Source organism: Demequina capsici (genome assembly GCF_032102965.1).
Lineage (GTDB): Bacteria > Actinomycetota > Actinomycetes > Actinomycetales > Demequinaceae > Demequina > Demequina capsici.
Map to the genome: position 1 here is coordinate 189467 of NZ_CP134880.1, position 17168 is coordinate 206634.

Genomic DNA, 17168 nt, shown 5'->3' on the forward strand with positions numbered 1-17168 from the left:
ACCCCGGAGGGCTCACGCGGCGAAGAAGCCGTCCATCCGCACGTCGTCCCCCTGACGGGGCATGTACTGGTCGAAGTAGACGCGGGAGACGAGCTCGCGGCGGCTCGCGACGGAGGCCTTCTCGAAGATCGACTTGAGATGGTCCTGCACGGTGTACGGGGAGACGTGCATGGCCGCCGCGATCTCCTTGGTGTCCGCACCGCGCAGCACATGGGCGGTGACGTCCCGCTCGCGCGCCGTGAGGCCGAACGCGTCGGCGACCAGGCCGATCACCTCCTGGGGGCGCGCCTCCTCGATCGTCACCACCACGTCTCCGGCGCGTTCGCCTGCGCCACCGAGAGGTGAGGCGTGGAGCACCAGCCAGATGCCCTCGCGGGTCCGGATGCGCACCCGTGGCGTCTGGTCGATCTGGCCCCTGGCCAGGCGGCGCGCCGCAGGGACCAGCTCGTGCACGAGCGACAACGGGTCGCCGGCGCCGGGGTTGCTCGCCATCTGCTCCAGGTGGGCGGCCGCACCGGCGCTCGCCTGGACCAGGCGGTCGTCACCGTCGACGATGACGACGCTCGGTCCGTGGCTCTGCACGGCGCGTGCCGCGGAGACCTGGGCGAGCATCCCGATCCGGATACCGCGCGTGAACGACGGCGCGACGTCCTCGAGGAACGACAGCTCGGCGGCGTCGAACGGGGCGTCGTCGCTGCCGCGGAACACCGCGATCGCGCCCCATGCCCCGTGGCGGTCGCGCAGCACGGTTCGAGCCTCGTCATGGAAGTCGTAGTAGGGGATCATGATCTCCGCCATGCGCGTCGACGCGGAGACGTCGCCCTGTGTCCACTCATGCATGCCGACCGGGCTGGAGCCGGTCCTCACGAGCGTCTGGAAGGCGGTCGGCTCGTCCTCGCCGTACTCGATGCGGGCCCACTGGACGTCGGCCTCGTTGTGCCCCGTGAGGCCGGAGAACTTGCGGTGGCTCGACACCATGGCCGTGGCGGGGTCGAGCGTGGCCAGGCAGCCGCCGGCGATGGGGAGGACCCGTTCGACGACGGCTGAGGCCTCGTCGAGGAACGTATGCAGGGGGAGGCCGGCGCGCGACATGACGTCGATGTCGCTCCGCGCGCGCCCGAGGACCAGCTCGCTAGGCATGTTGAAAGTGTGCGACGCGGCAGCGCGACGCGCCATCCCACATTTATGGGGTATGGCAGGATCCCTCGTCACTGGGATTGCGGATCGATGGCTCCGCAAAGACGATGGGTGACGTCACTGCAGACATCACACGATTGGAACCCCGTCCATGACCATCCTCGACATCGTCGACACCGCAGCCAGGCTGCGCGAACAGCTCGGCGGCCGCATCCTCCTTCCTGGAGACGATGCCTACGACACGGCGCGCACGCCGTGGAACCTCGCGATCGACCAACGGCCCTTCGCCGTCGCGCGCCCCGAGTCGGCGGAGGACGTCGTCGACGTGGTGAACGCGGCCGCCGCCCTGGGCCTGCGCGTGGCACCGCAGTCCACGGGCCATGGCGCCGGTGCGCTCGCCGACAGCGATCTCTCGGGCGCGATCCTCGTCTCGCTCTCCGCGCTGCGCGGTGCGACCGTGGACCCCGTCTCACGCACAGCCCGCGTGCTCGGCGGCTCCCAGTGGAACGACGTGCTGGCCGAGGCCGCGCCGCACGGGCTCACGGCGATGCACGGCAGCGCAGGCGACGTCGGTGTCGTGGGCTACGCGCTGAGCGGCGGGCTGTCCTTCTATGCACGCGCGCACGGCCTCGCGGTCAACCTGGTGCGAGGCGTCCAGATCGTCACCGCCGACGGATGCCTCGTCCGCGCCAGCGCCGACGAGAATCCTGAGCTGTTCTGGGCGGTCCGGGGCGGCTCCGGGGCCTTCGGCATCGTCGTCTCCCTCGAGATCGACCTGCTTCCGTACGCCGAGGTCGTCGCCGGCATGATGCTGTGGGACGCCACCCAGGCGCCGCGTGTCGCGCATGCCTGGGCCGAGTGGACGCGCACCGCGCCCGAGTCCGCGACCACCTCCATGCGGCTCATGCACTTTCCACCGCTCCCGGAGCTCCCGCCGTTCCTGTCCGGCCGTAGCGTGCTGGTCATCGACGGGGTGGTTCTCGAGGACGACGCGACCGCCGACGCGGTGCTGGCTCCGCTGCGCGCGCTGGCGCCGGAGCTGGACACGGTCGCGCGGATCCCGTCAGCGGCGGTGGTCCACATGCACATGGACCCGCCGGAGCCGTCCCCGGCCGCCTCCGCGGGAGGCATGCTCGTGGGCCTCCCCGCCGACGCGGTCGACGCCTGGCTGGACGCCTCGACGACGATTCCCGGCCTCACGTTCGCCGAGATCCGACACGTGGGCGGTGCCGCCGCGCGCAGGCCTTCCCGCTCAGGCGCGCTCGGTGCGCTCGACGCCGAGTACCTGGTGGCGGGCATCGGCATGGTGCCCGTGCCGGAGGCCGCCGCTGCGGCGCAGGCGGGGGTGCACGCGTTCGTGGCCGCGCTCGCGCGGTGGCACGCGCCCGTGCTCGCATTGACCTTCATCGACGGGGGCGTGGCCAACGGTCCCGGATTCGGCGACGCCTCCGCCCGCCTGCGGGAGCTCAAGGCGATCTACGACCCCCGCGCCATGTTCGCCGCAGCGCACCCTGTCGATTGACGGGCTCGCTGCCCGACGTGCCAGGCTCGTCGGCGTCCGCAGATTCCGGCTGCGGACGCCGACGTCAGGCCCTGCCTCCCGACATGACCCGCCCGTCCGCGCGTCGTCGCCCGATGTTCAGGCGCGCATGAGCCGGCTCTTGAGCTCGGCGAACGCGTCGAAGGTGACCCGGTTGAAGTCCGCACCCAGCTGATTGGGCACGGTCACGAGCAGCGTGTCGGCGCTCATCACCGCCGGGTCGTCGCGCAGCTCCCGCTCGATCTTGTCCAGGTCGCCCACGTAGGTCTTCCCGAACGTGGAGACCGCGCTGTCCAGCTCGCCGATCTGGTCACGGTTCGCGCCCATGAGATCGCGTTCGAGCTGCGGGCCGAAGTACATGCGCGTGGCGTCGTCGATGATCGGCATGATCGAGCGGGACACCGACACGCGAGGCTCACCCGCATGGCCGGCGTCGCGCCACGCCTGGCGGAAGATCTCGATCTGACGCTGCTGGACCACGCCGAGCGGCTCGCCCGTGGCCTCCGCCACGAGGGTGGAGGACATCAGATGCATGCCCAGCTCGCCCACGCGTCGAGCCGAGTCGTTGCCGCCGGCGCCGTACCAGATCCGCTCGCTCAGCCCCGGTGATTGCGGCTGGATGGGCAGGAGCCGGCCGGCCGGCACGTGGGCGTGCGCCCCTGGCACCGCGACGCCGGCGCCGGAGATCGCCTCGCGGAACTGCGCGATGCGCCGCGCGGAGTCCTCAGCCGGCGTCATGCCATCGGGGAGCGGGTAGCCGAACGTACCAGGGCCGTCGGCCGGTGACTCGGGTGAGCCGCGGGACACGCCCAGCTGCAGGCGACCGCCCGAGACGAGGTCGGCCGTCGCCGCGGCCTCCGCCATGTAGAGCGGGTTCTCGTAGCGCATGTTGATCACGCCGGTTCCCAGCTCGATGCGCGAGGTGCGCGCGCCCATGGCGGCGAGCAGCGGGAACGGGGACGACGTGTTCTGCTCGAAGTGGTGCACCCGCATCCAGGCGCCGTCCATCCCGGCGTCCTCGGCGGCCTCAGCCAGCCGGATCGTGTCGTCCATCACGTCCTTGGCGGTGCGCACCTTGGAGCCGGGCGCTGCGGACCACCAGCCGAAGGACAGGAAACCGACGTTCCGCATCGCACCTCCACCTGTATGCGCCATCACGGCATGACCGTGGATGCAACTCCACGGACGCGCCACGCATTCCTGGGCGTGGACGGCGATACGTTGGACCCATGATCACCATCCGCGAGGTGGAGCCCGACGACCCTGAGGCGCTGGCGCTGTGGGACGAGCAGCAGCAGGAGCTCGCGGAGCGCTACGACGCTCCCGACCTGGAGCTCGAGACCAGGTTCTCCTCGCTCCTGGTCTCGCTCGTCGGCTACTCGGACGACGAGGCCGTCGCGACCGTGGTCCTGCGCTGGTCGCCGCACCACGAGGACGGCGCCGTGGAGGTCAAGCGCCTGTACGTGAAGCCCGATCATCGCGGACACGGCCACTCCCGCGCGTTGATGGGCGTCGCTGAGTCGTTCGCCCGCCGAGCCGGCGCCACGCGCCTGGTCCTCGAGACGGGGGACCAGCAGCCCGAGGCGCTCTCGCTCTACGACAGCATCGGCTACACCCGCATCGCAGGGTACGGCGAGTGGAAGGACGATGAGGGCACGCTCTGCTACGGACGCACGCTGCCCACGCGCCTGCTGATCGTCAACGGGACGATCGGCGCTGGCAAGACCGCGGTGGCGGCCGGAGTGCTCGATGCGCTGGGCGATCGCGGCGCACGGGTGGCGTTCCTCGACGCCGACGCCGTCTGCCAGGCAGCACCTGCGCGTGAGTCCGATCCGTATCACCAGGAGCTCATGTTCGCAGCGATGAGCCGGCTCGCGCCGCTCTACCGTCAGCGAGGCTACGGCTGCGTCGTCGTGGCCCGCGTGGTCGAGGCGCCGGAGGATCGGGCGCGCTGGTCCCTGGCCTTCGCCTCGGAGGTCGGCGCGCCCGAGGTGGTGGTCGCCAGGGTGACCGCGCCGCTCGACGAGCGACGCGCGAGGATCGACGTCCGCGAGCCGGAAGGGCGTTGGCGTGACTGGGCGCACGCGCGCACCGTCGAGCTGGACGACGTGCTCGAGACGCAGGCGCTCGACGACGTTGTGGTGGAGAACTCGGGGCGCAGCGCGCGCGACACCGCGGAGGAGCTGCTGGCCGAGATCGGCTGGTGAGCAGGGCGCCCGAGCGTCACCTGGCGTGCTGCGGCGTCCTGCTCAGCAGGCTGTGCCGCCACTGCGGCTCGTGCGTGCGGATCCATGCCGCGTCACGCCGCCACACCGTGCCGATGCCGCGCTCCCACAGCGCGACCCAGGGCTGCTCGCCGGTGCGCCGCATCGCCTCCAGGTAGTCGTACATGCGTGCGGAGCGTTCCGCGAGGAGCGGCACCAGCTGCTCGCGTGCCTCCTCGCCCAGCCCGTAGCCGTCGGCGAGGCCGCGCAGCCGCTCCAAGCTTCCCCGCAGGTCCGAGTCGGCGCTGTAGAGCGGGGCGAAGGTGTGCGCCACGTGCGCCAGCTCCCAGAGCCTCGTCCCGGGCGCGGACGCATCCCAGTCGATGGCGGCGAGCGTCCCGTCCTCCCTGATCACCAGGTTCGACGGCACCAGATCCTGGTGCACGATCAGGTCGTGCCCGGGTGCGGGCAGCCCTGCGAACCAGCGGGCGTCCGCGGGTGGCACGAAGCCCTCGAGCGCGTCGTGCATCTCGCGGACGAAGCGGCCGATGCGCCGGGAATCGAGGGCGGATGCCGGGGCGCGCGGGTCGTCGAGCCTGGTCCCGGGCATGAACTCCAGCAGGTGCCGTCCTTGGTCGTCCCAGCCGAACGAGCGTGGAGCGCCGGTGAATCCCACGCCGCGAAGATGCGTCAGGAGGGCGTGCAGGGCGCCGGTGTAAGGGTCGGGGGCGTGCGTGCTGATGCGGGTGCGCGGTACCCGATCCGTGCTGGCCGCCGGCGCCGACCTCGCGGTGGCCTCGGCGATGGGCGACGCCGCTGTGAGCGGCGCGGCCTCCGTGGCGCGGTCGGTCGCGGCCGCCCGGGGGTCCGCATTCTCAGAGTCCGCTCGCGCAGAGCCGTCGGTGCGTCCTCCCCGTGCGGGGTCGGTCGCCAGCGCATGGAGGAGGCTTGCCCGGCGCCTGCGCGGCAGGAAGGCGCGTGCAGCCGCGAGCCCGGGCGGGCGCTGCTCGGCGCGCAGCGGCGCGGCGGCGGAGCCGCTGCTCGTCGGCGACGCGGGCCGGTTCGCTCCGTGAGAGCCCTTCAGGAAGGCGAGCGCGGCGTCCACCCGTGCGTGCTCGCGGCGCGGCTCGGGTTGTCCATACGGGGTGGGCAGGGGGGACTTCGGTGGTCGGACGCCGGGCGTGGGTGGCGTGGCCGCGTCGGTCCGCCACGCCCAGCCCGGCGGCCAGGTGGGCTCGAGCACCCGAGGCGCCGGTCGAGGGGAGCGGTCGCCGGCGATCCGCCCGAGAGCCCACTCGAGGCCCTCGATGCTGTCGGTCAGGCGGGCCTCGGCGTCATCGTGGCCCGTCGCGTGGACCACGACGCGACCATGCCACGCCGAGTCGACCAGCGCATGCGCCACCCAGCGGTCGCGGCTGCCGGCGCCGAAGGGGAGGATCACCCGTCCGGACAGCTCGGCGCCCGCGTCGACGCCCGAGATGACGACCGCCACGAGCGACTCGCTGAGCAGCGCGAGGATCGAGTCGAGGTCGGCGACGTGGTGCTGGGCGTGCTGGAGCTGCAGCGCGACGCCCACGTTCCTGAGTCCGCGGCGTGCAAGCGCGTCGACGATGTCACGCATCGTCTGTGGCTCGCCGGCCCAGCCGCCTTGGTTGGTGAGCACCACGCACAGGCCGTGGCCATGCGCCAGGCGGACGCTTGCGGTGAGGTGGTCCGCGGCGCGCTCCACCTCGACCGCATGCTGGTGCGCGGTGAGCGTGGGAGGAGCGCCGGGCGGCGAGAAGGCGATCGGCATCCAGACGTCGGGGGACAGGCCGCGGCGGGTCACGGTGTCCAGCAGGGTACGGAGCGCGTAGGGCATGGCGCCGAATCGTGCCTGGTAGTCGGATTCGCCGAGGTCGGGCAGCAGGTGGGGGACCCAGATTCCCTCGAGCGCAATGCCCTCGCGTCTCAGCGCGTCGATGGTGCCGACTCGCGTGCCCGGGTCGTCGCTGAACCGGTCCCAGATGACGCGGGTGATCCCGAGCCGACGGAGCATCGCGGCGTGAGCGGTGGGGTCGCGGTCGATCGCGTCGAATCTGAGGTGGGTGGCGGACAGCTGGTCGCGAGCAGCCCAGGCGGGGATGTCGTGCCTGCTGGGCGGCATGCGCGAGGGCAGGGTCATCGTGAACCCTCCTCAGCCAGGGTCCGGGGCGACCGTGGCGGTCGCCGTGGTGCGGGTGATGCGGTGCGTGCGGGGCGGTGCTGGCCGGGCGGTACCCGGAGAGGTTAGTCGGACAGGCAGAACTGGAGCGCGGCGGCGGCGTGGATCTCGAGCGAGTCGAAGTAGGGGATGTCGACGTCGTCCGCCGTCATGACCATGGGGATCTCGGTGCAGCCGGCGATCACGCCCTGGGCGCCGCGCTCCGCGAGGCGTGCGGTCGCGTCGAGCACCAGGTCGCGGCCGTCGGCGTCGACGATGCCGTGCGTGAGCTTGTCGTACACCAGGTCGTGCAGCTGCTGGAGCTGCGGCTCCTCGGGCACCAGGATGGTGACACCGTTCGCGGCCATGCGCTCCCTGTAGAAAGGCATCCGCATGGTGAAGCCTGTGCCGAGCAGTGCGACGGTGTCGAGGCCCTGCGCCTTGATGGCCTTGGCCGTCTCGTCGATCATGTGGATCACGGGGACGTCCACGGCGGCCTGGACGGAGGCGGCCGCCACGTGCATGGTGTTGGCGCAGATGAGGATCGCCTCCGCGCCGCCTTCGACGAGCCAGCGGGCGTCCTTCGCGAAGGTGCGGGCGAGTCCCACCCAGTCGCCCGCGTGCTGCGACTGGCCCACGTCGCCGAAGTCGTAATGGCGGATCACCAGGTCGGCGGTGCGTCCGGGGATGGCGGCGTCCACGCCTTCGTGGAGGCGTCGTTCGTATACGAGCGTGCTGTGCCAGGTGATTCCGCCGAGGAGGCCGAGCCGTCGGGGAGAGGTGCGCATGGATCCGACCCTAGACCTGTGCGCGGGGTGCCCACCAGGGTGACGCTCGCATTGTTGAGAACTTCGTCCCTTTCGCCCACCGCGGAACACCCCCAACCTTCCAGTACCCTGGAAGCATGCGCATCGGAGATCTCGCCGCCCACGCAGGTGTCACCGCCAAGACGGTGCGGTACTACGAATCGATCGGCCTCATGGAGGAGGCGCCGCGTCACGCCAACGGCTACCGCGACTACGGGGACGACGCGCTCGCGCAGCTCCGCTTCATCCGCGACTCCCAGGCGGCCGGGCTGTCCCTCGCCGAGACGGGCGAGATCCTCGCCATGAAGCGGGCGGGCGAGTCCACCTGCCAGCACACGCGCGCGCTGCTCGAGCGGCGGCTCGAGGACATCGAGCGCCAGATCGACAGCCTGCTCGCCGCCAAGGCCGAGCTGCTCGCCATGCATGCCAGAGCCGAGACGCTCGATCCGGTCGCCTGCACCGATCCCGCACGATGCCAGGTGATCGAGGCCGGGCGCGCCGACCATCACGGTGCGCACGTGCACGGCTCGGGGCCTGCACTGCTCGGAAGCACCATCCCGATGCGGGTGGGCGCGTGAACGCCGAGCCCGCAGTGCGCGCGGACCTGGAGCTTCGGGTGGGCGGCATCACCTGCGCGGGCTGCGCCGCCACGATCCGTGACGGCCTGCTGCAGCTCCCCGGCGTCGCGTCGGCGGGCGTGAGCCCCGTGACTCACCGGGCGGTCCTGCGCCCCGATGGCACGGTGGATCCCGACGACCTGGAGATGATGGCGCAGGCGGCGATCATGGGCCTCGGCTACCGCGTCGTCCCCGCTTGACCTTCCCCTTCACTGGAAGGTCTAGCCTCGTCCTCATCAGGCGGACCACGGGGCCCGCCCCGACCGCGAGGAGCATCGCATGACCGCCACCCCCAGCATCGACATCACCGTCCAGGGCATGACCTGCGAAGGCTGCGCCGGCAAGGTCCGCAGGGCGCTCACCGCGACCGACGGAATCGCGGGCGCGGAGATCGACGTCGCGAGCGGAGCCGTCAAGGTGCTCACCGACGGCACCGTTCCCGCCGACGACCTGGAGTTCGCCATCGACGAGGCCGTCACCGGGGCCGGCTACACCGTCGCCTGACCCGCACCGTCGCCTGACCTGCCCCGTCGCCTCACCCACGCCGGTCCCGCCGGAGGTCGAGGCGAGTCTCGTCCGAGGAGCCATCCATGACCGCCACCCCTGAACTCGCACCCGACGCCGGCAGTGCGCTGCCCGTGACGCTGTCCGTCGAGGGCATGACGTGCTCCAGCTGCGCCGCGACCATCCAAGGCGGGCTGTCGCGCCTGGACGGCGTGGCCGACGCCACGGTCAACTTCGCCACCCGCCGCGCCACCGTCCGCACGGACGGCACCATCGATCCCGAGGCGCTCGCGGACATGATGCGCGCCACCATCCTCGAGCTCGGCTACCAGGTGCCCGAGCAGGAGGCCGACGGCGACGCCCTCGCGCAGGAGCACGCGCAGCACGCCGCCGCCGACGCCGCGAGGATCGCCGACTTCCGACGCCGCTTCACGGTGGCAGCGGTGCTCACCGTGCCGCTGATGGCGATCTCCATGATCCCTGCCCTGCAGTTCACGGGCTGGGAGTGGGCGGCGCTCGCGCTCGCCACCCCCGTCGTCGGCTGGGCCGGATGGCCGTTCCACCGGGCCACGATCGGCGCCGCCCGCCACCGAGCCACCACCATGGACACCCTGGTGACGCTCGGGACGACCGCCGCCTGGACCTGGTCCACGGTCGTCATCGTCGCCCATGCGACCGGCGCGCTCGCGCACACCCACGTGTACTTCGAGACCGGCGCGGTCATCGTCACCTTGATCCTGCTGGGCAAGTGGATGGAGGTGCGGTCGTCAGCCAGGGCCGGCGACGCGATCCGAGCCCTCAGCAGCCGGCAGGCATCCACCGCCACGCTTGAGGACGGCACCGTCATCGAGCGGTCGGCGCTCGTGGTCGGGATGCGCTTCGTGACCCGCCCCGGCGAGATCATCGCGACCGACGGCACGGTCGTCGACGGCGAGGCGGCCGTCGACGCCAGCCTGGTGACAGGCGAGTCCGTGCCCGTGCGGGTGGCCGTGGGCGGCGAGGTCGTGGGCGGCACCGTTGCGACCGATGGAGCCCTCACCATCGAGGCCACCAGGGTGGGATCCGAGACCATGCTCGCGCAGATCGCCCGCATGGTCGATCAGGCGCAGACGGGTCGCGCCAAGGTGCAGCGCCTCGCGGACCGTGTGGCCCGCATCTTCGTCCCCGCGGTGATCGGCCTCAGCCTGCTCACCCTGGCCGGATGGCTCGTCACGGGCCACGGCGTCGCCGACGCGTTCACCGCCGCCGTCGCGGTCCTCATCATCAGCTGCCCGTGCGCGCTCGGCCTGGCGACCCCACTCGCGATCATGGTCGGCACCGGCCGCGGAGCCCAGCTCGGCGTGCTCGTGAAGGGGCCCGAGGCGCTGGAGGACACCCGCGAGGTGACCACGATCGTCCTGGACAAGACCGGCACAGTGACCGAGGGCCGGATGACGCTGGTGTCCGCGAGCGCAGCCGGAGCGGACCAGGTCGAGGCCGACGCACTGCTCGACGCGGTCGCGTCCGTCGAGGCACGCTCCGAGCATCCGATCGCCCAGGCGATCGCCGCCGCCCGCGCAGGCCGGTTGCCGGTCAAGGGCTTCCGGGCGCTCGCCGGGTCGGGCGTCGTCGCCACCGTCAAGGGAGTCGGCGCCGACGGCGCCAACGCCGAGGTCACCGTCGGCTCGCGGCGCCTGTTCGACGATGTCCCCGACGAGATCGAGGACGTTGCCAGAGCCGCCGAGCGCGAGGGACGCACCGCCGTCCTCGCCGGCCGCTCACCGGTGGCGGTCGGCGGGGTGGGCACGGGTGCGCTCGCGGTGCGTCCGCCGCTCGTCGCGGAGGCCGTCCTGGTGGTCAGCGACGTCGTGAAGCCCACCTCGCGCGAGGCCGTGAGCGCGTTCCGCGAGCTCGGCCTGGACGTCGTCCTGCTCACCGGCGACAACGCACGTGCCGCGCAGGCCGTGGCCGACGAGGTAGGCATCGAGCGCGTGATCGCCGAGGTGCTGCCTGCGGACAAGGCCGAGGTGGTCCGCTCCCTGCAGGCCGAAGGTGCACGCGTCGCCATGGTCGGCGACGGCATCAACGACGCGCCCGCGCTGGCCCAGGCGGACCTGGGCCTTGCCGTCGGCACAGGCACCGACGTGGCGCGCGAGGCGTCCGACCTCACCATCGTGTCCGGTGACCTGCGAGCAGCGGCCGATGCCATCGCGCTGTCGCGTCGCACGCTCGGCACGATCCGCGGCAACCTGTTCTGGGCCTTCGCCTACAACAGCGCGGCGATCCCGCTCGCAGCGTTCGGCGTCCTGGACCCCATGATCGCGGCTGCGGCCATGGGCGCGTCGAGCCTGTTCGTGGTGGGCAACTCGCTGCGCCTGCGAGGCTTCGCGGGCTACCGCTCGGCGTCGCGAGGCTGATCTGCGGACTCCTCGCTCGGATGCCCCGCCTGCGTGGTCATAGGGTCGGGGGCGTCCGCGTCCACGGAGTCCACGGCCGCTGAATCCGGGCCCATGGGCGCCGCACCGCGCGCGCGGGTGAGGGGCAGCTCCGCCGTCTCGAGAGCGTCCGACTCCGTGGAGCCGGCGGCCTCAGCGTCCGCCGCTGCCGGAGCGTCCGCCGACGGGGTCGTGGCGTCGTCCGGGAGGTCCGGCGTGTCGAGCCAGGCGGGAGGCGCGGTGGCCGCTGCCACGTCCTTCCGCGCGTAACGGAGCTCCTGCAGCGCCTGCACGTAGCGGGCGGACTCGAGCCCGTCGTCGTGCGCCGTGATGAGCGTGTCGAGTTGCGCCCGCTGCAGACGGCCGAACGCGATCGCCGCGCCTGTGCCGTACTGCGCGGCCATCCGGCTCCTGGCGCGTTGGCGCACCCTGCGGCTGGACAGCGCCGCGAAGTCGGCAGGGCTCACGTGCTCGTCGGGCACCAGATCGCGGGCGTCCGCGCCGAGCGCGCTGCGCTCGCGCAGATGCACCCAGCGCAGAGTGACGAGCCCGAGCACCAGCACCGGGATGCCCTTGATGATCGCTGCCGGGACGACGCCGAGGTTGAGGAGAGGCGAGTTGAAGAACCCGTGCAGCAGCATGGCCGCGCCCAGCGAGAGCACGACCGTCAGGGTGCGGGTGGGCAGCCTGCGCGTGGAGCCGAAGAAGAAGCCGACCGCCGCCCCCGTGATCGCCGTGTACGTGGCGTGCGACCACAGCCCGGTGACGAAGCCGCGCAGCACGAACGTCTGCATGACGACCGACAGCGACGTGCCCTGCGCCGACCACTGGGTGGAGTACAGGAAGTTCTCCGTCACCTGGAAGCCCAGGCCGACCACGACGCCGTAGAACAGGCCGTCGGAGGCGTTGCGGACACGTGCGCCGGGGATCAGCGCGAGCGCGACGACCACCAGCATCTTGAGGGGTTCCTCCACGAGCGGGGCCGCGATCGCGGAGTCCCACTCCGAGGTTCCGCCACGCAGTGAGGCGAGGATGCCGTGCAGCGCAGGCGACGCGACCATCGCGATCCCCGGCACCAGCACGGCGCCGCTCGCGAACGCCACCGCGGTGGTGCGCAGCGAGCGCCGCTCGAACATCTCGAAGCGGTAGACCAGCAGGCCGAGCGTGAGCCCGTACGCGGTCCACAGGGAGAACGCCAGCAGCCCGGGCCCGGGGGCGTCCACCAGCACGGTGACGACGGCGGGGGCGAGACGCACGGCACCGGCCGCGAACAGCACCATCCCCACCCACATCACGGGATGCCTGAAGTCGAGCACGGACGACGTGCGGGGTGCGATCATCAGGACACCGGCCTGAATCTCACGGACTCGACGAGCGCCTGCGCGGACGTGAAGACCGTCTCCAGCGAGACGTTCGGCGCTGTCATCACCACCGTGATCTGCAGGTCCCCATGGCGGACCACCCACAGCAGCTGCGAATCGGTGCCGTTCTGAGCGGCCAGCAGGATCGCGGGATCCCCCGCCGTCGTCGAGAACGTCTGGGGATCGCTCACCACCCACTGGCTCTGCGCGTCGGCCTCGAGCTGCTGCCGCGTCGGGTCCACCGCGTCCTCGAGCGTGCCCGAGGCGGGGACGGCAGGGCTCACGATCAGCGTCGCGCCCGCCTGGGTGAACACCTGGAACGCCTCAGAGCTCGGCTCGTACGCCCACCCGTCAGGCGGGAGCACGCTGATTCCGCCCGTGGTGGAGATCCGACCTGCATCCGCGCCGGGGCCTCGCAACGCGGCATCGAGCATGGGCAGGCCCACGAGGTAGGCGACGGCGATCAGCCCGATCACGACCGCCCCCGCGACCCCGCGCTTGCCGATGATCCGGATCGCCAACGGTATCCGGCCTGTGGGTCGCGTCTCGGCGAGGAACATCGTCAGCTCCTTGTCGTGCGCCTGACCTGCGTGACGACCGCCTGCGCAAGCGAGTACAGGCCCGCAAGGTCGTGCCGCCCCTCGGCGAGCTCGAGATCGCCCGCCTCGCCGACCACGCAGCGATCGCCGCGGCGCACGAAGAAGCGCACACGCCCCAGCTCCGGGAAGGACAGGTCCGGCAGCGGCAGCAGCTCGTCCACCCACGCGCCGGCCTCGAACAGGAACGCGTGCGCGGCATGGCTCACCTCGTCGTGGCTGCCTGCCCCGACGATGCCCCCGCCGGTGCTCATGAGCAGCGACGTGGTGCCGTCCCATCCGCAGATGAGGGTGACCACCACGTCAGGGAACGCGATGTCGATCCCGGCGAGCCAGGCCTCCGCGCCCTCAGGGGCGCCGTAGTCGAGGGCCGGCGCCGTGAGCGCCCGCTCACGCACGTGGAGCGTCGCCTCCGCTGCCTCGCTCACCGCTCCTCCTCGTCGTGTGTGGGCTGTGGGGGTCAGATCGCTGAGAGCGCCTGGTCCAGGTCGGCGCGCAGATCCTCGACGTCCTCGAGGCCGATGCTGAGCCGGACCGTCGCGGAGCTCATCCCCACCTTGGCGCGGCCCTCGGGACCGAGCCTGCGGTGGGTGGTCGTGGCGGGGTGCGTGGCGATCGACTTCGCGTCGCCCAGGTTGTTGGAGATGTCGATGATCCGCAGCGCATCCATGAAGCGGAAGGTCGCGGCCTTCGCCTCGTCGCCGTGCGGGTCCGTGCCGTCAGGGAGCGCGATGTCGATGGTGACGAGCGTGCCGCCCAAGGTCATCTGGCGCGTCGCGAGCTCGTACTGAGGGTGCGACGGCAGCAGCGGGTACCGGGACGTGGCGATCCGGGGATGCGTCTCGAGCCAGCCCGCCAGGTCGAGGGCCGATGCGGACTGGGCCTTCACGCGGACCGGCAGCGTCTCCAGAGACTTGCCCAGCACCCAGGCGTTGAAGGGGGAGATCGTCAGGCCCACGTTGCGGACCATCTGCCTCACCTTGTCCACGTACTCCACGCCGCCCAGGACTGCGCCGCCGAGCACCCGGCCCTGGCCGTCGATGTGCTTGGTCGCCGAGTACACGACCGCGTCGGCGCCGAGCGCGAGCGGCTTCTGGCCGATGGGGGTGGCGAACACGTTGTCGACGATCAGCAGGGCGCCGGCCGCCTTCGCGAGGCCTGCGACATGCGCGATGTCGACGACGTCCTGCATGGGGTTCGTGGGCGACTCGAGGAACACCGCGTCGGCAGGGGTCGCGAGCACGCGCTCCCAGTCGGCTGGGTCGGTCGCGTCGACGTAGTCGACCGTGATGCCCCAGCCCGTGAAGTACTCGTCGAACACATTGATCGACGAGCCGAACAGCGCCCGCGAGGACACGAGCCGTGAGCCGGCGCGCAGGATCGCCGCGAGGGAGACGAACACCGCCGCCATGCCGGTAGCCGTCGCGAAGCAGTCGTCGGCGCCTTCGATCGCGGCCAGCCGCTCCTCGAACATGGTCACCGTCGGGTTGGCGTACCGCGAGTACTGATACCTCTGGATCTCGCCCGCGAACGCGGCCTCGGCCTCGGCCGCCGTGGGGTAGATGTACCCCTGCGTCATGAAGATCGGCTCCGCCATCTCGTCGAACGGCGTGCGGTGCTGGCCCGCGCGTACGGCGAGCGTGTCGGGGCGGAACGCGGGGACGTCTGCGGCGGTCATGGGGCCAGCGTAGTAGCGCCCGTCGCGGTCAGGCACGCGCCGCACGCGGCGCTGTCAACGGCGGACGGTGGTCGCGCCGGTGATGGCGGCGATGATCTCCTCGTACGCGTCGTGAGGGGCGGTGAACGACCCGTTCATGCGGCCGTGGCGCAGCACGTCGATCCTGTCGGCCACCGCGCGGACGTCGGTGAGGCTGTGGCTGATGAGGACCACTCCGAGGCCCAGCGTGCGCAGACCCTGGATGTGGTTGAGGACCTCGGCCGTCTGGGCGACGGACAGCGAGGCGGTGGGCTCGTCGAGCACCACGAGCTGGGGATCGCCGACCAGCGTGCGCGCGATCGCGACGCACTGGCGCTGACCTGCGGACAGCTGCGCGACGGGCGTGCGAGGGTTCGCGATGCGCGCGTTCAGCCTGTCCAGGTACTCGCGCGCCATCTGCTCCATGCGCTCCTCGGCGAGCAGGCCGTTCACGCGGATCTCGCGTCCCAGGAAGATGTTCGCGGTGACGTCCAGGTTGTCCGCGAGCGCGAGGCCCTGGAAGACGGTCGCGATCCCCCGTGCCTGCGCCGCGGCAGGCTTGGAGAAGACGGCCGGCTCCCCGTTCAGGAGCATGGTCCCTGATGTCGGCTGGTGGACCCCCGCGATGATGCGCGCGAGCGTGGACTTGCCTGCGGCGTTGTCCCCCACGAGCGCGACGATCTCGTGGCGGTCCACCTGGAAGTCCACGTCGACCAGCGCGCGGACGGCGCCGAACGACTTGGAGATCCGGTTCATGCGCAGCAACGGTGGTGCGTTCATGTCAGCAGCTCCTCATCACCGACCTGGACCCGGGTGCATCATCGCGCTCCGGGGACCGACGTGAGCTCGGAGGCGAGCGCCAGCGCTCCGTGCAGTGGCGCACGCCTCTCGAGCTCGCCGCGCCGCACCTCGAGGGGCGTGGCGCTGTTCAGCAGGACTCTTCGTTCGACCGCGACGCGCAGAGGGTCGAGCAGCAGCGTCTCGGTCTGCGCCAGCTCCCCGCCTACGACGATCAGCTGGGGGTCGAAGGCGACGGCGAGGTTGGCTACGGCGGTGCCGATGGCGGCGCCGGCGTCCGTGATGATCTGACGGCAGCCCGCGTCCCCGCCGATGGCCAGGTCGATGAGGTCGGTGAGGCTGACGGGGCCGCGGCTGATGCGCAGCGACTCGATGAGCGCGCGCGCTCCGACGAGCGTGTCGAGGCATCCGCGGCTGCCGCAGCGGCAGATGGGTCCCTGGGGGTCCGCGAGCACATGGCCGATCTCCCCGGCGGTGCCGTGCGCGCCGGCTCGCACCGCGCCGTTCAGGATCAGGGCTGCGCTGGTGTTGTACGAGGCGTGCACGTAGAGCGCGTCCTGCACCCCGCGGGCGGCACCGAAGCGGGCCTCGCCGAGCGCTCCCAGGTTCGCGTCGTTGTCGACTGCCACGGGGCGTTGGAGCCGGGCCTCCACGACCTGGGCGATGTCGATGTCGCTCCAGCCGGGCATGAGGCCGGTGTTGCGGACGGTGCCGGTGCTCGGGTCGACCGGGGCGGGCACTCCGATGCCGACGCCGAGCACCTCGGACGCGGTGGATCCGAGCCCGTCGAGCAGCTCCATCGCGAGCAGCGCCGTGCGGTCGAGCGTGGTGTCGAGGCGGTGGTCGTTCGGCAGCGGCAGGGTCTGGCTGGCGAGGATGTCGAACCCGGTGTCGGCGATCGCGATGCGCAGCGCCCTGGGCGCGATGTGGACCCCGACGAGCATCCCGGCCCGGTGGGCGACGGTGACCAGCTGGGCACGGCGGCCGCTGCGGACGGTGTTGCGCGTCTCCACCTCTCCGGTGGCGAGCAGCTGCTTGACGATGGTCGACACGGTCGCGGGGGACAGTCCGGTGGCAGCGGCGAGCTCGACCTGGGTGATCCCTCCGTACTGGCGCACGGTGGCGAGGATCCGGGCGCTGTTGGCCTCCCGGAGCGCGGACTGGGAGCCAGTCGCCGCTGTCTGACGTGCCACGGGACGAGCGTACCGGAGGTCGGTCGCGCGACGCCATCCTGGGTTCAGGTGATGAATACAAGAATGTGAACGCTCACCTCGTCGACGGGGCTTCGGGCCGTTTCGCGGGCGATCAGGGCG

The 17168-nt window shown here is 71.8% G+C and carries 16 protein-coding genes; 6 read left to right on the forward strand and 10 right to left on the reverse strand.

Translation table 11 applies throughout. The annotated features are described in order from the left end of the window. Window positions 1–12: 12 nt before the first annotated feature. Entirely contained in the window at window positions 13–1140 is a 1128-nt protein-coding gene (locus tag RN607_RS01040) for a response regulator transcription factor (protein ID WP_313543752.1), read from the reverse strand. Between the two features lie 148 nt (window positions 1141–1288). On the opposite strand from RN607_RS01040, the gene RN607_RS01045 reads away from it, so the two are divergent. After that, the gene (locus RN607_RS01045) at window positions 1289–2659 is read left to right on the forward strand and encodes an FAD-binding oxidoreductase (protein ID WP_313498861.1); all 1371 of its coding nucleotides are present in this window, start codon (window positions 1289–1291) and stop codon (window positions 2657–2659) included. Between the two features lie 117 nt (window positions 2660–2776). Here RN607_RS01045 and RN607_RS01050 read toward each other — a convergent pair whose 3' ends face one another. Next, complete coding sequence (locus tag RN607_RS01050) at window positions 2777–3808, reverse strand: LLM class flavin-dependent oxidoreductase (RefSeq protein ID WP_313543754.1); 1032 nt, start codon at window positions 3806–3808, stop codon at window positions 2777–2779. A gap of 98 nt (window positions 3809–3906) precedes the next feature. Here RN607_RS01050 and RN607_RS01055 point away from each other — a divergent pair, with 98 nt between their 5' ends. After that, window positions 3907–4884 (forward strand): GNAT family N-acetyltransferase, encoded by a 978-nt coding sequence (locus RN607_RS01055; protein ID WP_313543757.1) that lies wholly within the window; start codon window positions 3907–3909, stop codon window positions 4882–4884. Between the two features lie 16 nt (window positions 4885–4900). Here RN607_RS01055 and RN607_RS01060 read toward each other — a convergent pair whose 3' ends face one another. Both RN607_RS01060 and RN607_RS01065 read right to left on the reverse strand, forming a co-directional pair. Then, a complete protein-coding gene (locus RN607_RS01060; protein WP_313543758.1) occupies window positions 4901–7045 on the reverse strand; it encodes a phosphotransferase in 2145 nt (714 codons plus the stop codon). Between the two features lie 104 nt (window positions 7046–7149). Beyond that, window positions 7150–7851 carry an aspartate/glutamate racemase family protein gene (locus RN607_RS01065; RefSeq protein WP_313498870.1) on the reverse strand — a complete coding sequence of 234 codons (702 nt, stop codon included), beginning with the start codon at window positions 7849–7851 and terminating at the stop codon, window positions 7150–7152. A 116-nt stretch (window positions 7852–7967) separates the two neighbouring features. Here RN607_RS01065 and RN607_RS01070 point away from each other — a divergent pair, with 116 nt between their 5' ends. The 4 genes from RN607_RS01070 (at window position 7968) to RN607_RS01085 (ending at window position 11386) form a co-directional block, all read left to right on the forward strand. Further along, window positions 7968–8447, forward strand: a complete 480-nt coding sequence (locus tag RN607_RS01070; protein WP_313498873.1) for a MerR family transcriptional regulator — start codon at window positions 7968–7970, stop codon at window positions 8445–8447. Continuing rightward, window positions 8444–8686 carry a heavy-metal-associated domain-containing protein gene (locus RN607_RS01075; protein ID WP_313498875.1) on the forward strand — a complete coding sequence of 81 codons (243 nt, stop codon included), beginning with the start codon at window positions 8444–8446 and terminating at the stop codon, window positions 8684–8686. Before RN607_RS01070 ends, RN607_RS01075 begins: the two co-directional genes overlap by 4 nt. Window positions 8687–8765: 79 nt before the next feature. Beyond that, window positions 8766–8990, forward strand: a complete 225-nt coding sequence (locus RN607_RS01080) for a heavy-metal-associated domain-containing protein (protein ID WP_313543759.1) — start codon at window positions 8766–8768, stop codon at window positions 8988–8990. A gap of 86 nt (window positions 8991–9076) precedes the next feature. Then, complete coding sequence (locus RN607_RS01085) at window positions 9077–11386, forward strand: heavy metal translocating P-type ATPase (protein ID WP_313543761.1); 2310 nt, start codon at window positions 9077–9079, stop codon at window positions 11384–11386. On the opposite strand, the gene RN607_RS01090 is transcribed toward RN607_RS01085, so the two are convergent. The 6 genes from RN607_RS01090 to RN607_RS01115 are packed head-to-tail and all read right to left on the reverse strand — an operon-like array spanning window position 11362 to window position 17048. Next, complete coding sequence (locus RN607_RS01090) at window positions 11362–12744, reverse strand: PrsW family intramembrane metalloprotease (protein ID WP_313498881.1); 1383 nt, start codon at window positions 12742–12744, stop codon at window positions 11362–11364. The genes RN607_RS01085 and RN607_RS01090 overlap by 25 nt on opposite strands. Next, window positions 12744–13325 (reverse strand): hypothetical protein, encoded by a 582-nt coding sequence (locus tag RN607_RS01095; RefSeq protein WP_313498884.1) that lies wholly within the window; start codon window positions 13323–13325, stop codon window positions 12744–12746. The genes RN607_RS01090 and RN607_RS01095 overlap by 1 nt, the downstream gene beginning before the upstream one ends. Window positions 13326–13327: 2 nt before the next feature. Beyond that, window positions 13328–13789: a hypothetical protein gene (locus RN607_RS01100; RefSeq protein ID WP_313498887.1), complete on the reverse strand. Its 462-nt coding sequence runs from the start codon at window positions 13787–13789 to the stop codon at window positions 13328–13330. Window positions 13790–13821: 32 nt separating this feature from the next. Further along, entirely contained in the window at window positions 13822–15039 is a 1218-nt protein-coding gene (gene metZ / locus RN607_RS01105) for an O-succinylhomoserine sulfhydrylase (protein ID WP_313498890.1), read from the reverse strand. Between the two features lie 54 nt (window positions 15040–15093). Beyond that, on the reverse strand, window positions 15094–15837 hold the full coding sequence (locus RN607_RS01110; RefSeq protein ID WP_313498893.1) for an ATP-binding cassette domain-containing protein: 744 nt from the start codon (window positions 15835–15837) through the stop codon (window positions 15094–15096). A gap of 38 nt (window positions 15838–15875) precedes the next feature. After that, entirely contained in the window at window positions 15876–17048 is a 1173-nt protein-coding gene (locus RN607_RS01115; RefSeq protein ID WP_313498896.1) for an ROK family transcriptional regulator, read from the reverse strand. Between the last annotated feature and the right edge of the window lie 120 nt (window positions 17049–17168).

What these genes read in the sequence shown, in the direction of transcription:
- metZ (WP_313498890.1), bottom strand. Translation starts at nt 15,039, where the DNA reads ATGACCGCCGCAGACGTCCCCGCGTTCCGCCCCGACACGCTCGCCGTA.
- RN607_RS01055 (WP_313543757.1), top strand. Translation starts at nt 3,907, where the DNA reads ATGATCACCATCCGCGAGGTGGAGCCCGACGACCCTGAGGCGCTGGCG.
- RN607_RS01095 (WP_313498884.1), bottom strand. Translation starts at nt 13,325, where the DNA reads ATGTTCCTCGCCGAGACGCGACCCACAGGCCGGATACCGTTGGCGATC.
- RN607_RS01090 (WP_313498881.1), bottom strand. Translation starts at nt 12,744, where the DNA reads ATGATCGCACCCCGCACGTCGTCCGTGCTCGACTTCAGGCATCCCGTG.
- RN607_RS01040 (WP_313543752.1), bottom strand. Translation starts at nt 1,140, where the DNA reads ATGCCTAGCGAGCTGGTCCTCGGGCGCGCGCGGAGCGACATCGACGTC.
- RN607_RS01045 (WP_313498861.1), top strand. Translation starts at nt 1,289, where the DNA reads ATGACCATCCTCGACATCGTCGACACCGCAGCCAGGCTGCGCGAACAG.
- RN607_RS01070 (WP_313498873.1), top strand. Translation starts at nt 7,968, where the DNA reads ATGCGCATCGGAGATCTCGCCGCCCACGCAGGTGTCACCGCCAAGACG.
- RN607_RS01085 (WP_313543761.1), top strand. Translation starts at nt 9,077, where the DNA reads ATGACCGCCACCCCTGAACTCGCACCCGACGCCGGCAGTGCGCTGCCC.
- RN607_RS01060 (WP_313543758.1), bottom strand. Translation starts at nt 7,045, where the DNA reads ATGACCCTGCCCTCGCGCATGCCGCCCAGCAGGCACGACATCCCCGCC.
- RN607_RS01080 (WP_313543759.1), top strand. Translation starts at nt 8,766, where the DNA reads ATGACCGCCACCCCCAGCATCGACATCACCGTCCAGGGCATGACCTGC.
- RN607_RS01065 (WP_313498870.1), bottom strand. Translation starts at nt 7,851, where the DNA reads ATGCGCACCTCTCCCCGACGGCTCGGCCTCCTCGGCGGAATCACCTGG.
- RN607_RS01110 (WP_313498893.1), bottom strand. Translation starts at nt 15,837, where the DNA reads ATGAACGCACCACCGTTGCTGCGCATGAACCGGATCTCCAAGTCGTTC.
- RN607_RS01050 (WP_313543754.1), bottom strand. Translation starts at nt 3,808, where the DNA reads ATGCGGAACGTCGGTTTCCTGTCCTTCGGCTGGTGGTCCGCAGCGCCC.